The organism is Shewanella rhizosphaerae, from assembly GCF_019457655.1.
GTDB classification, from domain to species: Bacteria; Pseudomonadota; Gammaproteobacteria; order Enterobacterales; family Shewanellaceae; genus Shewanella; species Shewanella loihica.
Genome location: NZ_CP080420.1, coordinates 2,088,121 through 2,103,800 on the forward strand (window position 1 = coordinate 2,088,121; position 15,680 = coordinate 2,103,800).

10 protein-coding genes and 3 tRNA genes are annotated in these 15,680 nt (G+C 44.3%); 11 read left to right on the forward strand and 2 right to left on the reverse strand.

The genetic code is table 11. The annotated features are described in order from the left end of the window. Positions 1–17: 17 nt before the first annotated feature. The 4 genes from pgsA (at position 18) to K0I63_RS09375 (ending at position 1,003) form a co-directional block, all read left to right on the forward strand. Positions 18–575: a CDP-diacylglycerol--glycerol-3-phosphate 3-phosphatidyltransferase gene (gene pgsA / locus K0I63_RS09360; protein WP_011865624.1), complete on the forward strand. Its 558-nt coding sequence runs from the start codon at positions 18–20 to the stop codon at positions 573–575. A gap of 140 nt (positions 576–715) precedes the next feature. Beyond that, positions 716–791: transfer RNA gene (locus K0I63_RS09365), tRNA-Gly, on the forward strand. A 12-nt stretch (positions 792–803) separates the two neighbouring features. Beyond that, positions 804–877 (forward strand) — tRNA-Cys (locus tag K0I63_RS09370). Between the two features lie 39 nt (positions 878–916). Further along, positions 917–1,003 (forward strand) — tRNA-Leu (locus K0I63_RS09375). 85 nt (positions 1,004–1,088) lie between these two features. On the opposite strand, the gene K0I63_RS09380 is transcribed toward K0I63_RS09375, so the two are convergent. Both K0I63_RS09380 and K0I63_RS20055 read right to left on the reverse strand, forming a co-directional pair. Next, the gene (locus K0I63_RS09380) at positions 1,089–2,099 is read right to left on the reverse strand and encodes a tyrosine-type recombinase/integrase (RefSeq protein WP_258406978.1); all 1,011 of its coding nucleotides are present in this window, start codon (positions 2,097–2,099) and stop codon (positions 1,089–1,091) included. Positions 2,100–2,117: 18 nt separating this feature from the next. After that, positions 2,118–2,405 carry a DUF4224 domain-containing protein gene (locus tag K0I63_RS20055; protein WP_350354958.1) on the reverse strand — a complete coding sequence of 96 codons (288 nt, stop codon included), beginning with the start codon at positions 2,403–2,405 and terminating at the stop codon, positions 2,118–2,120. Positions 2,406–3,124: 719 nt separating this feature from the next. Here K0I63_RS20055 and K0I63_RS09390 point away from each other — a divergent pair. The 7 genes from K0I63_RS09390 (at position 3,125) to K0I63_RS09420 (ending at position 15,653) form a co-directional block, all read left to right on the forward strand. Further along, positions 3,125–4,291, forward strand: a complete 1,167-nt coding sequence (locus tag K0I63_RS09390; protein ID WP_220083238.1) for a PD-(D/E)XK nuclease family protein — start codon at positions 3,125–3,127, stop codon at positions 4,289–4,291. Positions 4,292–4,638: 347 nt separating this feature from the next. Continuing rightward, positions 4,639–5,568: a restriction endonuclease gene (locus K0I63_RS09395; protein ID WP_220083239.1), complete on the forward strand. Its 930-nt coding sequence runs from the start codon at positions 4,639–4,641 to the stop codon at positions 5,566–5,568. A 96-nt stretch (positions 5,569–5,664) separates the two neighbouring features. Next, positions 5,665–8,334: a type I restriction-modification system subunit M gene (locus K0I63_RS09400; RefSeq protein WP_220083240.1), complete on the forward strand. Its 2,670-nt coding sequence runs from the start codon at positions 5,665–5,667 to the stop codon at positions 8,332–8,334. Further along, positions 8,327–9,562 (forward strand): restriction endonuclease subunit S, encoded by a 1,236-nt coding sequence (locus tag K0I63_RS09405; protein WP_220083241.1) that lies wholly within the window; start codon positions 8,327–8,329, stop codon positions 9,560–9,562. The genes K0I63_RS09400 and K0I63_RS09405 overlap by 8 nt, the downstream gene beginning before the upstream one ends. 53 nt (positions 9,563–9,615) lie before the next feature. Beyond that, positions 9,616–13,602: a type I restriction endonuclease subunit R gene (locus tag K0I63_RS09410; protein WP_220083242.1), complete on the forward strand. Its 3,987-nt coding sequence runs from the start codon at positions 9,616–9,618 to the stop codon at positions 13,600–13,602. Then, positions 13,602–14,282: a M48 family metallopeptidase gene (locus K0I63_RS09415; RefSeq protein ID WP_220045062.1), complete on the forward strand. Its 681-nt coding sequence runs from the start codon at positions 13,602–13,604 to the stop codon at positions 14,280–14,282. Before K0I63_RS09410 ends, K0I63_RS09415 begins: the two co-directional genes overlap by 1 nt. 21 nt (positions 14,283–14,303) lie before the next feature. Continuing rightward, the gene (locus K0I63_RS09420; protein ID WP_220083243.1) at positions 14,304–15,653 is read left to right on the forward strand and encodes a phospholipase D-like domain-containing protein; all 1,350 of its coding nucleotides are present in this window, start codon (positions 14,304–14,306) and stop codon (positions 15,651–15,653) included. Positions 15,654–15,680 lie beyond the last annotated feature (27 nt).

Here is a 15,680-nt window from a genome sequence, read left to right on the forward strand (position 1 = left end):
AGATAATTGGTTTTCACATGCCGTTTAATGTACCGATAGCTCTCACATTTTTTAGATTAATATTACTACCTGTTTTTGTAGTGCTTTTTTATGTGCCTTACACTTGGTCCCCCTTTGCGGCTGCCTTCGTATTTTGGCTTGCGGCGGTGACCGACGCATTAGATGGCTACGCGGCGCGAAAATTACAGCAATCGACCCGTTTCGGTGCATTCTTAGATCCTGTCGCCGACAAGATCATGGTGACCACGGCGTTGGTGCTCTTGGTGGCAGAATATAAGAGTATCTGGCTGACCCTGCCGGCACTGTTTATGATTGGCCGTGAGATAGTGATCTCAGCACTGCGTGAATGGATGGCCGAGATCGGCAAGCGCGGCGCGGTTGCCGTGTCCTGGATAGGCAAGTATAAGACGGCGGCGCAGATGGTGGCCATCATAGGCCTTATCTGGAAGCCTAACGAGTTTCTAACTTACACGGCGATGGCACTGTTTTACGTGGCGGCTATCCTGACGTTTTGGTCCATGGTGAGCTACATTATGGCGGCCTGGGCGGATCTCACAGACGAATCGAACAATTAAAATGCAATGCGATCACTTAGTGTCCAAACGGTGCGTTAAGGTGAAATAGGGCGTTGACACTTGAGGGTAAATCGGTAGAATGCCAATCCGCAGTCAGGGGAAAGCTTGTTAAGACTCTGACGCGGAATAAGATGAAGTAAGCGACATTAGCTCAGTTGGTAGAGCGATACCTTGCCAAGGTATAGGTCATCGGTTCGAACCCGATATGTCGCTCCAATCTTAACCTAAGGCGCGATGGCAGAATGGCTATGCTGCGGATTGCAAATCCGTCGATCTCGGTTCGACTCCGGGTCGCGCCTCCACTTTATGTTTTAGTGCAAATATGCGGTAAAACACACTTTGCCCGAGTGGTGGAATTGGTAGACACAAGGGATTTAAAATCCCTCGCTGGTAACAGCGTGACGGTTCAAGTCCGTCCTCGGGTACCATTTAAATCAATGGCTTAGGTTGAGTAGATGCATACTACTTTATCTGGTCCGAACATTTTCCGAAGATAATTTCCGAACATCACAGCTATTTTTGTGTGCTGTCAACGCTCGAAACCTCCTTCACTTTTCTGTCATACCGAGCCGTTTGTCCAACTGATTTGTGTCCAGAGATCGCCTGTTTTTCTTCCAGTGTACCCGGGATGTCGGATATGCCTTTGGCTTTAAGGTCGTGAAAGGTAAAGTCTAATGCAAGGCCGGTAGCTTTCCTTGCTGTATTTCTATCTCTTGCCCATCGGCTAATGAAGCCATCTCTTGACCAGGCGCTGCCATCCTCTTTGCATACAACGAAAGTGGAACTAACTCCTGGTTGGGGTAAAGATTTAGCCAGTTCGATCGCAGCCCGTAGCCGTGGTGACCAGAGTTTGATTTGCTCGGTGCCAGTTTTGCTCTGGGCAATGAAAATTCCGTTTTCAAGCAGCTGAGAAGTACGCATCTTTAGGATGTCGCCTTGTCTTGCACAGCATAAGTACGCCAATTCCATAGCAACTTTGACCACTGCTGATGCATAACTATAGAGCGCTTGGTATTCTGCGTCTGTAACATAACGTTTTCGGCTTGTCTCCTTGAATTTACGCACGCCTTGACAAGGATTTATCTTACATAGCCCGCGCTCGTAGCCATATCGGAAACAGCGACTCAAAAATGCATGTTCTCTATTCGCTTGAACTCGACTAGCTATTCCGCGTTTATCCATATAGAGCCTGACGTGGCGAGGTTCTACATCGTCAACGTGTACTTTGCGAAATACTTTTAAAACTTTCTTTGAGTATTTGTGGTAATCCCTTTGGGTTTCTTGACCTAGCGCTTCAAAATCCGCACTTTGGAAGAATAGCGAGATTAAACCCGCCACAGTAGAATCTTCATTTACGCTATTGACTGCTTTTTCCCAGCAATACCAAACTTCAGAAATTGAAGCGTCAAGATTACATAGTCTAATAGCACCTCCATCTTTTGGTCTCCATTCATAAGCACTTTTTCCACGATAAACTCGTCTTGGCAGTGAGTAATCGCTTTTGTTTTTTCGTACTCCACTCATAATTAATTCTCCTGTTTTTTATTGCAAGCTAGAATAATCTGGAAGTTCTTTATATGATTGCGATGTCAAGGGGTGATTTAACTGGTGCCATGTTAGTCTCGGCCTCCCATGTATATCGACTATATGATTTATTTTGTATTTAGTTAGGATGAAAATTTGTTTCGAGGGATTCTTAGCTCCTGTTATTAATTCAATTTCTTTTTCTGTTAATAGTGTCATTTCTGGTGGTTTGTTACTCATGATATTCTCCCGTCTATATGCCAAATGTTCTTGTTTGTTATTTGTGCTGAATTTATAGCGATTCATTTTAATAATGTCAACGCTTCAAACATATTTATTTATTTTTGTCAAACATTTGCAGGTGTATTTTTTATAAAAACAATTAACTTTTATTTGATGTCGTATATTATGGTTGTTATTAGATGGGGTTACCTAAGGATTAATTAGGTTTTAAATAATTGGTTTAGAAGGCTTAGGCATTTTATTATCAGATATAACTAATAGCTAATATCTGTGTTCTTTTTAAAATTCAGTAGCAAATGTTGGTTGTGCGATGATGTGCCGTTATGCTTTCAGACTTACAGAAAAACTACACCTACCCTGACTTAGTGCTATCATGTCGTGGGTTTAGCGCGACAGGCACAGATTGTACGCCAAGTTGCTAGATACCCTGCAAATCGCTAGCAAAATCATATTTTGGTAACTCCAGCAACGTAAATGAAAACTTTTATGAGAAACTCCTGAAGGGCGCTATGATGTTAGCTTACGTTTAAGTGAGGGGGGGATGTGAAGTGCATAGTGGCGGTAGAATCAAAGCAATCAATGGCCTAAATGAACTTTTTGTATATATTCTCATTGATTTAGGACATGATCACCAAATAGTATTTTAGGTTAAGATACTGGCAGCTAGGTGCTTTTCGAAGAATGATTGTTATTTAGGAAGCTTACCGTAAAGGCTGTTTGAGTTTCTGAGTTATCGAAGTGCATTTACAAAGACACTTTTGTTTTTTCAAAGGAATGGCAATATGGAAAGCTTACTGGTGAACGTTAGCAAATATGCGGCTAGCCATCAAACATCACCAATTGAAAACTTCATCACTGAAGCCTTCTCATGGATTCTCAAGTATGACGTGACAGTAAGAACTGCTTTTTCAACTTTATTAAAAAAGAAAGCAGAACAAAATAATGTCATATTTAAATCGCTCAGTGGATCTAATGATATTGAAACGCAAGTTAATTTTTTTGGAAAGTTTCCGGATTTAGTTTGGACTGCTGAGGATAATGACTTTTGCGCTATTTTTGAGCATAAAATTTGGTCGGAACTGCATTCCAATCAACTTAATAATTATCGTGACTATGCAAGGCAATATCTTAACAATGCCTATGTCATAGTTTTAATTACAGCACATGTAGGCCAGCATCGCCAGTCTCCAGATATAGCATTGTGTTGGCACGAAGTTGCAAAAATTATTGAAGAGCTCGAGGGAAATGATGAGAGAGAAAGTTGGCTGCGTAGTGAGTTTAATCACTTACTTAAAAGTAATGGGCTGTTAAACTTTACACCAATTAACCCATTGGCTATTTCTTATTATAACGATGCTAAAAATATTGACGCTCAGCTCTATAAAATAGTTCAGCGTACAATTGAAAGCCCATGGCCTGTATATGATAGTGATATTAACTTCCATCACTCTGCCAAGCATCGCTGTTCTCGCGGTAAATATGATTGCTGGGGACGCATTGGATTGGAATTCTGCTCTAACAGCACTGAAAATGATGAAGTTGGTTGGAAGCCCGCATTATTTTGTGGATTCATGATTGACGGAGAGGATCACAGAGCAAGCGATTTACTTACTGACGGCCCGATTGCAACCGTTATATTAAGTGTGAATAAAAAACTTCAATCAAAGTTGAAAACAGGTGGACACTATGACCGCTTCGTGAAAGATCTACAGAAAGAATTACCTAGCAGTTGGCAAGTGAGTGATAGAACCACCAAAGGACAAAGAGCCAATCCGTGGCATCCATTGATTGTATATTGCAGTCTTTCCCATTTTATGAAAGGTGCAAACATTTTTGAGGAGCAAGATGCAGCCTATTTCAATCAAATGGTAGCATTACAAAGACTGTTTTTACGCATCTCTTCCTTCGGAGAGTTTTGCATGGAAATGAAGCGACAACATGATCTTTAGTCGTAAGTTCCCTATACAGCAACGGATAGATACGTGTGAAGTCATGACAGTTCGGTACTAATTCAGTCGCTTCTTTTAGTCGGTTAAGTTTTAAGCATTATCCGGGTTGTAACCCTTGTCTTAAATTTTTATGTAACTTGTTGATTTTTTTTGTTAAGAATGTTTGAGCTTTGCAAGCTTACTCTAGATATTGTTTGAAGTATCTGGCAATATCGGACTTTGATTATGCCCGTTTGGTAAGTGTCTGGCTTTTATTAGAAATTCTTCGTAACTGCTCTATTTTAAGTTTACGTTTGAGCTAGGTGCGTACGCTAGATAATTCGTCCGGTTAAAGGTGAGGCCCAAGGATGGTTGAAACAATTCCAAGCTACGAAGAAATGATGCCTGTGGTTCTTAAGGTTTTGGCTGATGGACAACTGAAATCGTTGCGTCAAATCACAGAAGAAGCATCAGCAGCTTATGGTTTCACCAACGAGCAGTTGGCGCTGACGCTTCCGAGTGGTAAGCAAACCTACGTCTATAGCCGTGTGGGTTGGGCCAAAGAATATTTGGTTAAAGCCGGGCTTCTTGAGCAGCCAAGCCGTGGCATTTGCAGCATTACCGAGCGTGGCCGAGCCGCGCTGCGTTCTAATCAAAAGGTCAACAACCAGTACCTGAGTCAGTTTGATGAGTTTGTTCAGTACAAACAGATGTCAAATCAGGCCACATCTCAATCATCAAAGGCTAAGTCTTCAGAAACGGTGGACGACTCAAGTCTTACGCCTTCTGAACAAATCTCAAAAGCCTTCTCGGCACTAAACTCCGCGCTTGCAGATGAACTGTTGGGGCAAATCCACAGCGTGTCGCCCAAGTTCTTCGAGCAACTGGTGGTCGATTTAATGCTGGCCATGGGTTATGGCGGTAGCCAAAAGGATGCAGGGCAGGCAACTCAGTACACCAATGACGGTGGTATCGATGGCATCATCAAAGAAGACAAGCTAGGGCTTGATTCCATCTACCTGCAAGCCAAACGCTATCGCGATAACACTGTCGGTAGGCCAGACATTCAAGCCTTTGCCGGGGCACTTGATATGCACCGTGCCCGCAAAGGGGTGTTTATTACTACCTCCAGTTTCAGCAAAGATGCTCGCGAATTTGTTTCAATGATTGAAAAGCGCATAGTGCTCATCGATGGCCGTGAACTCGCGGCGCTGATGATAGAGCACAATGTTGGCGTTTCGACTCGCGAGCTATATGCCGTAAAGGCGATAGACTCAGATTATTTTTTGGTAGACTAGCCAACTTTTACTTTGTATTTATTTTTGTCTGAGTGAATTTAGGCCCTCAATAAAACTGATTACTAAGATAGATCTTCAATAACTTTTGGAAATAAAATGCAAAAACTGACGCTTAACAAACTGTCCCGTAAGCTTTTTGAAGCTTGTGACATTCTGCGGGGCAAGATGGATGCTTCTGAATACAAAGAGTACATTTTCGGGATTCTATTCCTTAAACGTATGTCTGACCAGTTTCATAAAGACTATGAAACCAAAGTAAAAGAGTTAAAAAAAGCAGGTCATAGTGACGCAGCTATCCAAACCGTAGTTGCTAAAGCGTCTCAGTTTAGTTTTTTCGTACCAGAGAAAGCGCGTTGGGAAAATCTGCGTCATTTAAAAACCAACGTTGGTTCAGGGCTAAACAAAGCGCTTGAAGCATTGGAAGAGAGCAATACCAAGAAAGGCTTGGAAGGCGTACTCAAGCACATTAACTTCAACCGTAAGGTGGGTAAAAAGCCTATCCCTGATGAGCGTCTGGTTGAGTTTATTCAGCACTTTGACAGCATCCCTCTCTCAAATGACGATTTCGAATTCCCCGATCTATTGGGCGCAGCCTACGAATACTTGATCAAATACTTCGCCGACAGTGCAGGCAAAAAAGGTGGTGAGTTCTATACCCCTGCTGAAGTAGTGCGCTTGCTGGTAGAAATTCTTGAGCCTGCTGAAGGCATGGAGATTTACGACCCCACCTGTGGTTCAGGCGGTATGCTAATCCAAAGCCGCAACTACGTGCAGGAAACCGGCGGCAACGTTAAGAAAATTCACCTGTTCGGCCAAGAAGACAATGGTGGCACCTGGTCTATCTGTAAGATGAACATGATCTTGCACGGAACAGGTGGTGCAGACATTGAAAATGGTGACACGCTAGCCACACCACTGCACCGAACCAAAGATGGTGAAGTGCGTCCTTTCGATCGCGTAATTGCCAACCCTCCGTTTTCACAAAACTATAAGAAAGCGGATATGCAGCTCAAAGAACGCTTTAACACCTTTATGCCAGAGTCTGGTAAGAAAGCAGACTTGATGTTTGTGCAGCACATGGTGGCCTCGCTCAAAGCCAACGGTAAAGCTGCCGTGGTGATGCCTCATGGCGTATTGTTCCGTGGCGCTGAAGAGCGTACTTGCCGCCAAGACTTCATTGAGCGCGGCATTCTTGAAGCCGTGATTGGCCTGCCGCAAGGTTTGTTCTACGGTACGGGCATTCCTGCCTGTGTGTTGGTGTTGAATAAAGCAGGGTGTAAAAACCGAGACTCAGTGCTGTTTATTAACGCTGACCGTGAATATCGTGAAGGCAAAAACCAAAACAGCCTACGCCCTGAAGATATTGAGAAAATCACCAGCGTCTATAAAGCCATGCTGGAAGATGATAAGCATCCTGGCGTCGAAAAATATGCGCGTTTGGTTCACAAAGACGAACTGGCGCGTGAAGATTACAACTTCAATATTCGCCGCTATGTCGATAACAGCCCAGCACCTGAGCCTCAAAACGTTAAAGCACACTTAAACGGTGGTATTCCAACCAAAGAAATTGATGCGCTGCAAAGCACTTGGAATGATTACCCAGGCTTGAAAGAAATCCTGTTCGTCCCACGTTCTAACAACGAGTTTCAAGATTTTGCCGATGAGTTTGAAGCGCTGTCATCGCTCAAACCGCACATCGAAAACTTCCCAGCAGTGCTGAAAAAACATGCGGATTTCCAAGCCGCGTTGGATGATTGGAAACAAGACTTTGCGGGCTTTGAAACTCTGGGCGACAAAAAGCTCGGTGATGAAGGTGTATTTGCACTGCGCCGCGAATCTCTGAATACCATCGAAAAGCACCTAATGCCGATCAAACTGCTGAACCAATACAAGGTGCGTGGTGCATTGGCGGATTGGTTTAAAACCCTGGAAGCAGATTTCAAATCTGTTGCTGCAAGCGGCTGGAATGCTGAGCTTATTCCTGACGAAGTGCTGTTTGCCAGCCAGTGCGCCGATGTGGTGGAAGAGCTGGAGGGTAAACAGGCGCGTATCAGCGAACTACAAGCCTTTCTGGATGCAGCAGATGAAGAGGACTACGAGCCAACTGGTGAAAACCCTGCGCTGCCGTCTGAGTATGTTAAGCAGCTTAAAGGCGAGCTGAAAGAACACAAAGCGACGATAAAAACCAGCTTGGCAGTGCTGAAAGCCCAAATCAAAGATGCATTCACCCAGCTGAAAAACAGTGCCGAACTGCCAAAAGGCACTAAGCAAGGGGATTTTGCAAAAGGGCTGACAGGCAAAGAAATGAACTTCGCAGTCCATAGCGAGATTCTTGCTTTAGCGGAAGAACTCGGCGTTCAGTTAGATAACCTTGAGCAGATCAAAGAGCACGCGAGAAAAGGTGCAGTTGCTGTGGCTGAAGCAACAGAGATTGAAGCCAAGCTGGCAGCACACAAAGCGTTAGAAGATGAGTTGAAACAGCTGAAAGCGGAAATCAAGGAAACAGAAAAACGCCGAGATGAACTGCTTGAGGCTGCCCGAGCGGCAATTACACCAGAACAGGCGAAAGTGTTGATTCTGGACAGGTTCAAAACCGAGTTAGACCGCCAATACCAAAGTTATGTCCGTGCATTGTTGCTTGACCGTATTGCTGCAATCGAGAACCTACATCGTAAGTACCAAGTTACCGCCAAAAGCATCATTGCCAAGCGAGAGCAGGAAGCGAGCAAATTAGCTGGCTTTATGAAGGAGCTTGGCTATGAGTGATTTTGAATGGGTGCAACTAGGGAAAATTGCTGCGATTACGCTGGGGCAATCGCCAGATTCAGAAACATATACAGATGATGATAGGTACATCCCTTTCTTGCAAGGTTGTGGAGACTTTACACGTAGCTATCCTGAGACTGATGTTTTTTGTACGTCTCCTGGAAAGGTTGCTAAAGAAGGTAGCTTATTAGTTAGTGTAAGAGCGCCAGTTGGCACAACCAATGTTGCAGACAAAGATTATTGTATTGGGCGAGGGTTAGCTGCGGTTAAAAGCAATATTGTCTCGGCGTTATATTTGAGGGAGGCGTTCACTGTATCGGCTAGTTTTCTTCATCGTCGTGCTCAAGGTTCAACGTTTGATGCTATTTGCGCAAAAGATCTTTCGGAAATGAAAATTCCTATGCCAAAGAGTCGTAGAGTGGGCGCAAAAGTCACAGATATAATCCAATGCCTTAACTCTGAACTCGACGCCACACAAGCCCTTATCGAAAAATACACTGCTATCAAGCAAGGCATGATGGCGGATTTGTTTAGCCGAGGTATCGACCCAGAAACCAAAGCCCTTCGCCCAACGTTTGGAGAAGCGCCAGAGCTTTACTACAAGACGCCATTGGGGATGTTGCCGAAGGGGTGGGATATTGCCCCCTTTGAGCAATTAAGTGAGGTGATTGACCCCAATCCAAGCCATCGCTACCCAGACAGTGTCTCAATTGGCGGAGTTCCAATTGCTTCAACTGAAAATTTTGAAGGTACTGACGGGTTTAACCTCGTCAAATCTAAGCTTGTACCTGATAGTGAATTTGAAAAGCAATTTGAACGATGTAAGTACCAAAAAGATGACGTGATTTTTGCCCGCAAAGGAAGAATCGGTTTTGCGCGCCAATATGGTGAAGCTAAAAAGGTTTTCTCACACACTGTTGTTGTGATGAAGGCCAAGGCTGGCGTATTCCCAGATTTCTTACTATGGCTAGCAAGAAGTACACAATATCTAGAAGCCATTGATTTTGAGATGAATAGTAACAGCGGAGTACCAACTCTTGGAGTCGATGTTATCAAAAGGGTGCGTGTAGCTGTTCCTTCAGTTGAAGAACAACAAGACATTGCCAAATGTCTAAATCAAATTAATAAAAAAATTCATACCGAGTTGGCTTTTTTGGCAAAAACAAAAGCCCAAAAATCCGGCCTAATGCAAGACCTCTTAACAGGCAAAGTCTCAGTCCCCGCATAATAAAAAGTGGCAGCAGGTAAATGCCTCGCTGCCAGTAATAAGGAAATCAAACAATGTCAGAGTACCAACTGGTAGAAAAGCCGCTGCTAAACCAGCTTAAAAGCATGGGCTGGGATGTGACGGATTTAGGGCAAGGTGTGCCGACCGACCCAACCACCAGCTTTCGCAGCTCTTTTCGTGAAGTCATCTTAAAAGACATTTTTAAAACCGCAGTACACCGCATTAATACCACTGATGACGGCAAGCCTTGGCTGACGGATAGCCAACTGGATGTCTTGCTTGATGATGTCACCGACTTTGGTACTCACAAATTACTGGCGGCCAATGAAGAGTTTATTGGTCGTCTCCACAAATGGCAGCTCGACCGCAACGAACTGACCGGCGAAGAAGATCCGGTTGTTAAGCTGATTGATTTTGATAACTGGGAAAACAACACTTTCACCGCCATCAACCAGTTCCGCGTTGATACCCCAGGGCTAGGTAAAGAGCACATACGCCCAGACATTGTATTGTTCGTCAACGGCCTGCCGTTGGTGGTGATTGAGTGTAAAGAGCAGTCACAGCATTGCTGTAACCCCATGGCAGCAGGCATTGACCAATTGCGTCGCTATGCAGACTTGCGCGAGCCCGAACACAGTAAACTGCGCGAAGGTGAACCCGCTCTGTTCTTTACTAACCAGTTGATGATCAGCACTTACGGTGATGATTGTAAAGTGGGCACTATCACCTCGAATGAAGATTACTACTTCAACTGGAAAACCATCTACCCCGATACAGAGCCCTATATCGCACCGGAAATTGGCACCCATCGCAGTCAGGAAAAGCTCGTTCAGGGCATGCTCCACCCACAAAGACTGCTTGATATCATCCGTTGTTTTACCCTGTTTATGGATACCGACAATGGCCCTCGGGTAAAAGTGATTTGCCGTTACCAGCAATTTCGCGCGGTGCAGAAAATCATTGAGCGTATGGAGCAGGGCGAAACGGGGATTCAACGTTCAGGCGTGGTTTGGCATACCCAGGGAAGCGGAAAAAGCCTGACCATGGTGTTCTTGGTGCGTAAGCTTCGTCGCCATCCAGAGCTGAAAAGTTACAAGGTACTGATGGTCAACGACCGGAGTGATCTTGAAGAGCAATTGACCAATACCGCCGCGTTAATTGGTGATACGGTCGTTGAGATCAAGAGCACCAAGGAAGCAAAAGAGAAGCTGGCAAACGACACCTCGAATACCAATATGGTGATGGTGCATAAGTTCCGCGAGCAAGACAGCAGTTTCCTGCCGGAATCTGTTCGTAAGCTGTTATCTAAGCACCTCGCAGAAGCAAAAGAAGCGGGCGATGTTGAGCGTATTGAGGAGCTGGAAGCTGATTTTGACGCTGAAATCGTCATGCATCGACCTTTCGGCGTGATCAACGCCGGTGAAAAGGTGCTGATCTTGGTAGATGAAGCGCACCGTACCCAGCGAGGCGGCAAAGACCGTCCCAGTCTTTCAGACAATCTGTTTGATGCTTTCCCAAAATCAACCCGAGTAGCGTTCACGGGAACGCCGCTTATTGCTGACCACCACACTTATCCAACCTGGAAGCGTTTTGGCGTTAGCCAAGAAAAAGCCTATATCGACAAATATAAGCTTCAGGATGCTGTCGATGATGGTGCCACGTTAAAAATCCTTTACGAAGGTAAAACTGCTGACAGCGCGATCTACGATAAAGCGGGGTTTGATACCAAGTTTGAAGATCTCTTTGCGGACAGAACAGAAGAAGAGCTCAGAGAGATCCGTAAAAAATACGGTGCGGAAGGGGATATTCTTGAAGCAGAGAAGCGCATTGAAGAAATCGCAGAGGACCTAGTAAAGCACTACATACGGCAGATTTTGCCAGCAGGTTTTAAAGCTCAGGTGGTGTGCTCTTCCAAGCAAGCTGCTATTCATTACCATACCTACATTGAAAAAGCGCTGGCGAAAGAAATCGAGCGATACAAAAAGCAGCCAGAGCAATGCATTGATAAGGCTTGGCTTGAACGCCTTGAGTTTTTGAAAACGGCAGTCGTGATCTCCAGTGATGACACCAATGAAGCCGCGTCATTCACCTATGCCAGAAAGCAGGCCAAAGAGCTAAAAGCCGTCGAGAGCTTCAAGAAGAAGTTTGATCACAGCAAGCCAAATACCGGCGTTGCTTTCTTGATTGTCTGCGACATGCTGTTAACGGGCTTCGATGCGCCTATTGAACAGGTGATGTACCTCGATAAAAAGCTGCGAGAGCATAACTTGCTGCAAACCATTGCCCGTGTAAACCGCACTGCGAAAGAAAAGCAGCGTGGGTATATCGTCGATTATATTGGTCTGGCTCATCACCTGAGAGATGCATTATCGATGTACTCGCAGGATGACCAAGACGACATTCTGGAAAGTTTGCAAAATATTGATAGCGAAGTGCCGGTTTTGGAAAGTCGATATCGCCGATTGCTTCAGCTGTTTACCGAACTCAAGGTTCATAACATCGAAGCGTTTGTGAACCAGAAGCTTAGTGTCGATGAGCACTATCAAGTTCAGCTGCAAGCGATTGCTGTTTTAGAAGATCCTCGCCAGCGTGACAGTTTCAATGTGTTCTTGAAGAAGTTTCTTCAAAGCATGGACATCATCATGCCTAACTCTTTGGCGGACCCTTACAAAACGCCGATGTACCAGTTTGTGCACATTCAAGCCAAAGCACGCCAGCGTTACCAAGATGACAGCATGAGCTTCCAAGGCGTTGGCGCAAAAATTCGCCACCTTGTGAACGAGCATCTGATCAGTTTGGGCATTAACCCTAAAATTAAACCGATTGATCTGTTCAGTGATGCGTTCATGACGCACATGGGTAAAGAGCCGGATTTACAAGCGCAAGCGAGTGAGATGGAACACGCCATTCGTAAGCACTGCAAAGTCAATGCGGATGATGACCCAGTCTTCCACAAAAAAATGAGTGAGAAGCTGGATGAAATCATCAAAAAGCACTCCGGCAACTGGGAAAAGATGATCATAGAGCTGAGTGCTTTACGAGATGAAATCGATGCGGGACGCGGCCCGAATGCTCAAATCGCCGATCCATTCTTTGATCTGATTGTCAGCATTGCATTCCCAAATGGCGAGCCTGTTAAGCCTATGGATAAGGTCAAAGCCTGTGTCGACGCCATTATTGACGAGCTGGGTGAGAATATTGGTAGCTTAGACTTCTGGGAACGCGATGATTTGATTTCGGAGCTAGAAGGGAAAGTTGAAATGCGCTTCTTACTAAGTGGCGTCCCTCAATTGAGTGAGCTAAGTGAGCAACTGACAACTGAAGTAGTGGCATTAGCGCGCAGGAGGGAATTGTTAATTCTGTCTGAACAGGCGTTGAATGAGCGTATCGATGAAATTATCGAAAAGCTTCGTGCTATTGACCCTGAAGCGTTACAAAAACAAATCAGCAAGCAACCAGACCTCTCATTGTTGAAATATGACTTGGATGGTGTTGATCTATTCCTGGCCCAAGAGCTGGAGCAATATGAGAGCTTCTACGAACTAGCGTTGATTAAGGTCGCAACCGATATTCACTATGTTGAAGACGCAGAACACCATTCATCGCTGCCGTATGAAGTCAGGAAGCAGTTTTTACTTAATGCTGAAGATGTTCGAGAAGCTCTTGCCGATATAATTCTATCAATTCAATCAGAGCTAACTTTCCCTGATTTTGGACATAAGCCTATAGTAGCCTTAAAAGAGACAGCAAAAGGCAGTTTGTTTATAACTGTTGTCGTGGGGTTAATGACCAATTTTATCTACGATGTCATTAAAACGACTGCCTTGAAGGGACGACAACCGATAAAAGACATAGTTTCAAAAGGTGGTCGAGTTAAAAGTGAGTTACCTGCATTGGTTGAACGAAATCGAGCAGAGCGCGGGCTTAATGAATCAAATTATCGGATTTCTTATACCGAAGAAAGAAACTTAGTTGATGATGCACTAAAACAACTGCGTGACCGCAATTTACCCAACCCAGATAAGAATAAACATCACTAATGCGATACAAAGATATCAAATACAGCTTGAAACAAAGCAAGCGAAAGACCACCAGCATTCTTATCGAACGGGATGGGAATGTCACTGTGCTTGCGCCTGAAAGTTACGATATTGAAAAAGTAGAGAGCATTATTGAGGAAAAACGCAGTTGGATTTATCGTAACCTTGCAGAGTGGGAAGATCTTAACCGCACTAAAGTCGAACGTGAGTTCGTGAGCGGTGAGGGATTCCCCTACCTGGGCTGCAATTATCGCTTAAAGCTGGTGGACGAGCAGAAAGAAGACTTGATCCTGAAAAATGGTTACTTCCTCATGCGCCGTGATAAAGCGGAATACGGTAGCGAGCTATTCAAACACTTCTATCGCACCAAGGGGTTATCTCGTATTAGTAAACGGGTAGAGCATTTCGCCCCAAAGCTAGGGGTGGATTACCGCGCAATCAGAGTCATGGAGCTCCAGCACCACTGGGCCTCCTGCTCACCAAAAGGCGACCTCAACTTTCATTGGCGTTGCCTGATGGCACCGCTCGCAGTTCTGGATTACATCGTGGTGCATGAATTAGCTCATCGTATTGAGCGTAATCATAGTGCTGCTTTTTGGAATCTTGTCGATAAAATTATGCCGGACTACCAGAAGCAGGTTTCTTGGCTGAAGCTTAATGGAGCTGGATTGGATCTCTAGCGAACAGGGATGGTGGTAATCATGAAGTTAATTGCCAATGGTTTAAACAAGAATTTTTTTAGGTCATTACTCCCTCCTTCTGGAGCAGAGCTCGATGGTGTAGTTGCTGCAATTGCCTATGGTGATGACAGGACTGAACTGTTGGAGCATTGTGTGAGTAATAAGTTTCGATTAGACATTTGGATGCGTTACGACCATAAAGTACCGGTTTCTCCAATTTTCTTGTCTAAGTTGTTGAAAAATTCGAGAAATAATGTTTTTTGCAAACTGGTACCAGATAGGTTGCATAGTAAAGTAATCTGGTGGAAAGGCCATGGGGCCTATATAGGGTCAGCAAATCTCACCGACAGAGCATGGAATAGTAACATTGAAGCTGGAGTGTTTTTTACCGAAGCAGACCTAATTGGAAGCGGAATGTATGAGCAGCTTATAGAGTTTTTCGATAATTTGGAGGCTTTGGATGCTTGTGTTGACTTAACTGAAGAGATTGTAAAAGAGCAGAGTCTTCTCTTCGAAATTAAAACGCGAAAGATGGCTGAAGAGAGAAAACTGGAGAGAAAACGAAAAGTACCTGTTTGGGAGGGGGTTAGCTTTGTTGATGATAAAAGTGTCAAAGACAGGAAAAAAGATAATTTTAAAAAAGAATGGGATTACGCCCTGTCTTCAATTAGAAATATAGCTTCACAAATCAATGATTTTAGACCTGTTTGGATAGAGTCAAGTACCCCTGAATTTTGGCAGGCAGATCAATTTTTGCATGCCTACTATTACAATCAAGTAAGGCAAAGTAATAACACGTACCCTTACGAAGAATACTATCAAAAAAATCATAAAGATCCTCAATCTGCACTCATGTCAATGTTGGCTTGGTGGAAAAGGCTACCGGAACCGCCTTCTGAAGAAGACCACACCCTGCTGGTTCGAGCCCCTCTCATCAAACGATGTTTACAGCGTGATACGATTCGTACACTTAAAAGAGATGATTTACAAGGGCTCGTAAGTTCGACTCATGCGACAATGGACCACTTGATTAAAATGAGTACGGCAACACTTGGTAAACCAGGGCAAAAATCATTATCACGAGATGAGCGACTGCCATTGTTTACGGATTGGTTGTTTAATAGCCGTAATAATAAGGGGCAATCAATTTTTGAACTTTTGGATTTTGTTATATACGGCGGAAGAATAGAGGATATGTGGGAGCGAATATATCTTGCTGGAAAACACGATGATTATAGGTTCGAGCATTATGGAATTAATTCTATTGCGGAAGTTGTTGGTTGGGCTAAACCAGAAATTACCCCACCAAGAAATGGGCGAACAAATAAAGCTTTAAGGGCTTTGGGATACTCAGTTCGTGTAACTATATAGAATAGTGTTTTTATCTAAGAATGAACG

Excerpts from the sequence above, each read along its gene's own strand:
- K0I63_RS09420 (WP_220083243.1), top strand. The coding sequence starts at position 14,304 with ATGAAGTTAATTGCCAATGGTTTAAACAAGAATTTTTTTAGGTCATTA.
- K0I63_RS09390 (WP_220083238.1), top strand. The coding sequence starts at position 3,125 with ATGGAAAGCTTACTGGTGAACGTTAGCAAATATGCGGCTAGCCATCAA.
- K0I63_RS09415 (WP_220045062.1), top strand. The coding sequence starts at position 13,602 with ATGCGATACAAAGATATCAAATACAGCTTGAAACAAAGCAAGCGAAAG.
- K0I63_RS09380 (WP_258406978.1), bottom strand. The coding sequence starts at position 2,099 with ATGAGTGGAGTACGAAAAAACAAAAGCGATTACTCACTGCCAAGACGA.
- K0I63_RS09405 (WP_220083241.1), top strand. The coding sequence starts at position 8,327 with ATGAGTGATTTTGAATGGGTGCAACTAGGGAAAATTGCTGCGATTACG.
- K0I63_RS09410 (WP_220083242.1), top strand. The coding sequence starts at position 9,616 with ATGTCAGAGTACCAACTGGTAGAAAAGCCGCTGCTAAACCAGCTTAAA.
- K0I63_RS09400 (WP_220083240.1), top strand. The coding sequence starts at position 5,665 with ATGCAAAAACTGACGCTTAACAAACTGTCCCGTAAGCTTTTTGAAGCT.
- K0I63_RS09395 (WP_220083239.1), top strand. The coding sequence starts at position 4,639 with ATGGTTGAAACAATTCCAAGCTACGAAGAAATGATGCCTGTGGTTCTT.
- pgsA (WP_011865624.1), top strand. The coding sequence starts at position 18 with ATGCCGTTTAATGTACCGATAGCTCTCACATTTTTTAGATTAATATTA.
- K0I63_RS20055 (WP_350354958.1), bottom strand. The coding sequence starts at position 2,405 with ATGAATCGCTATAAATTCAGCACAAATAACAAACAAGAACATTTGGCA.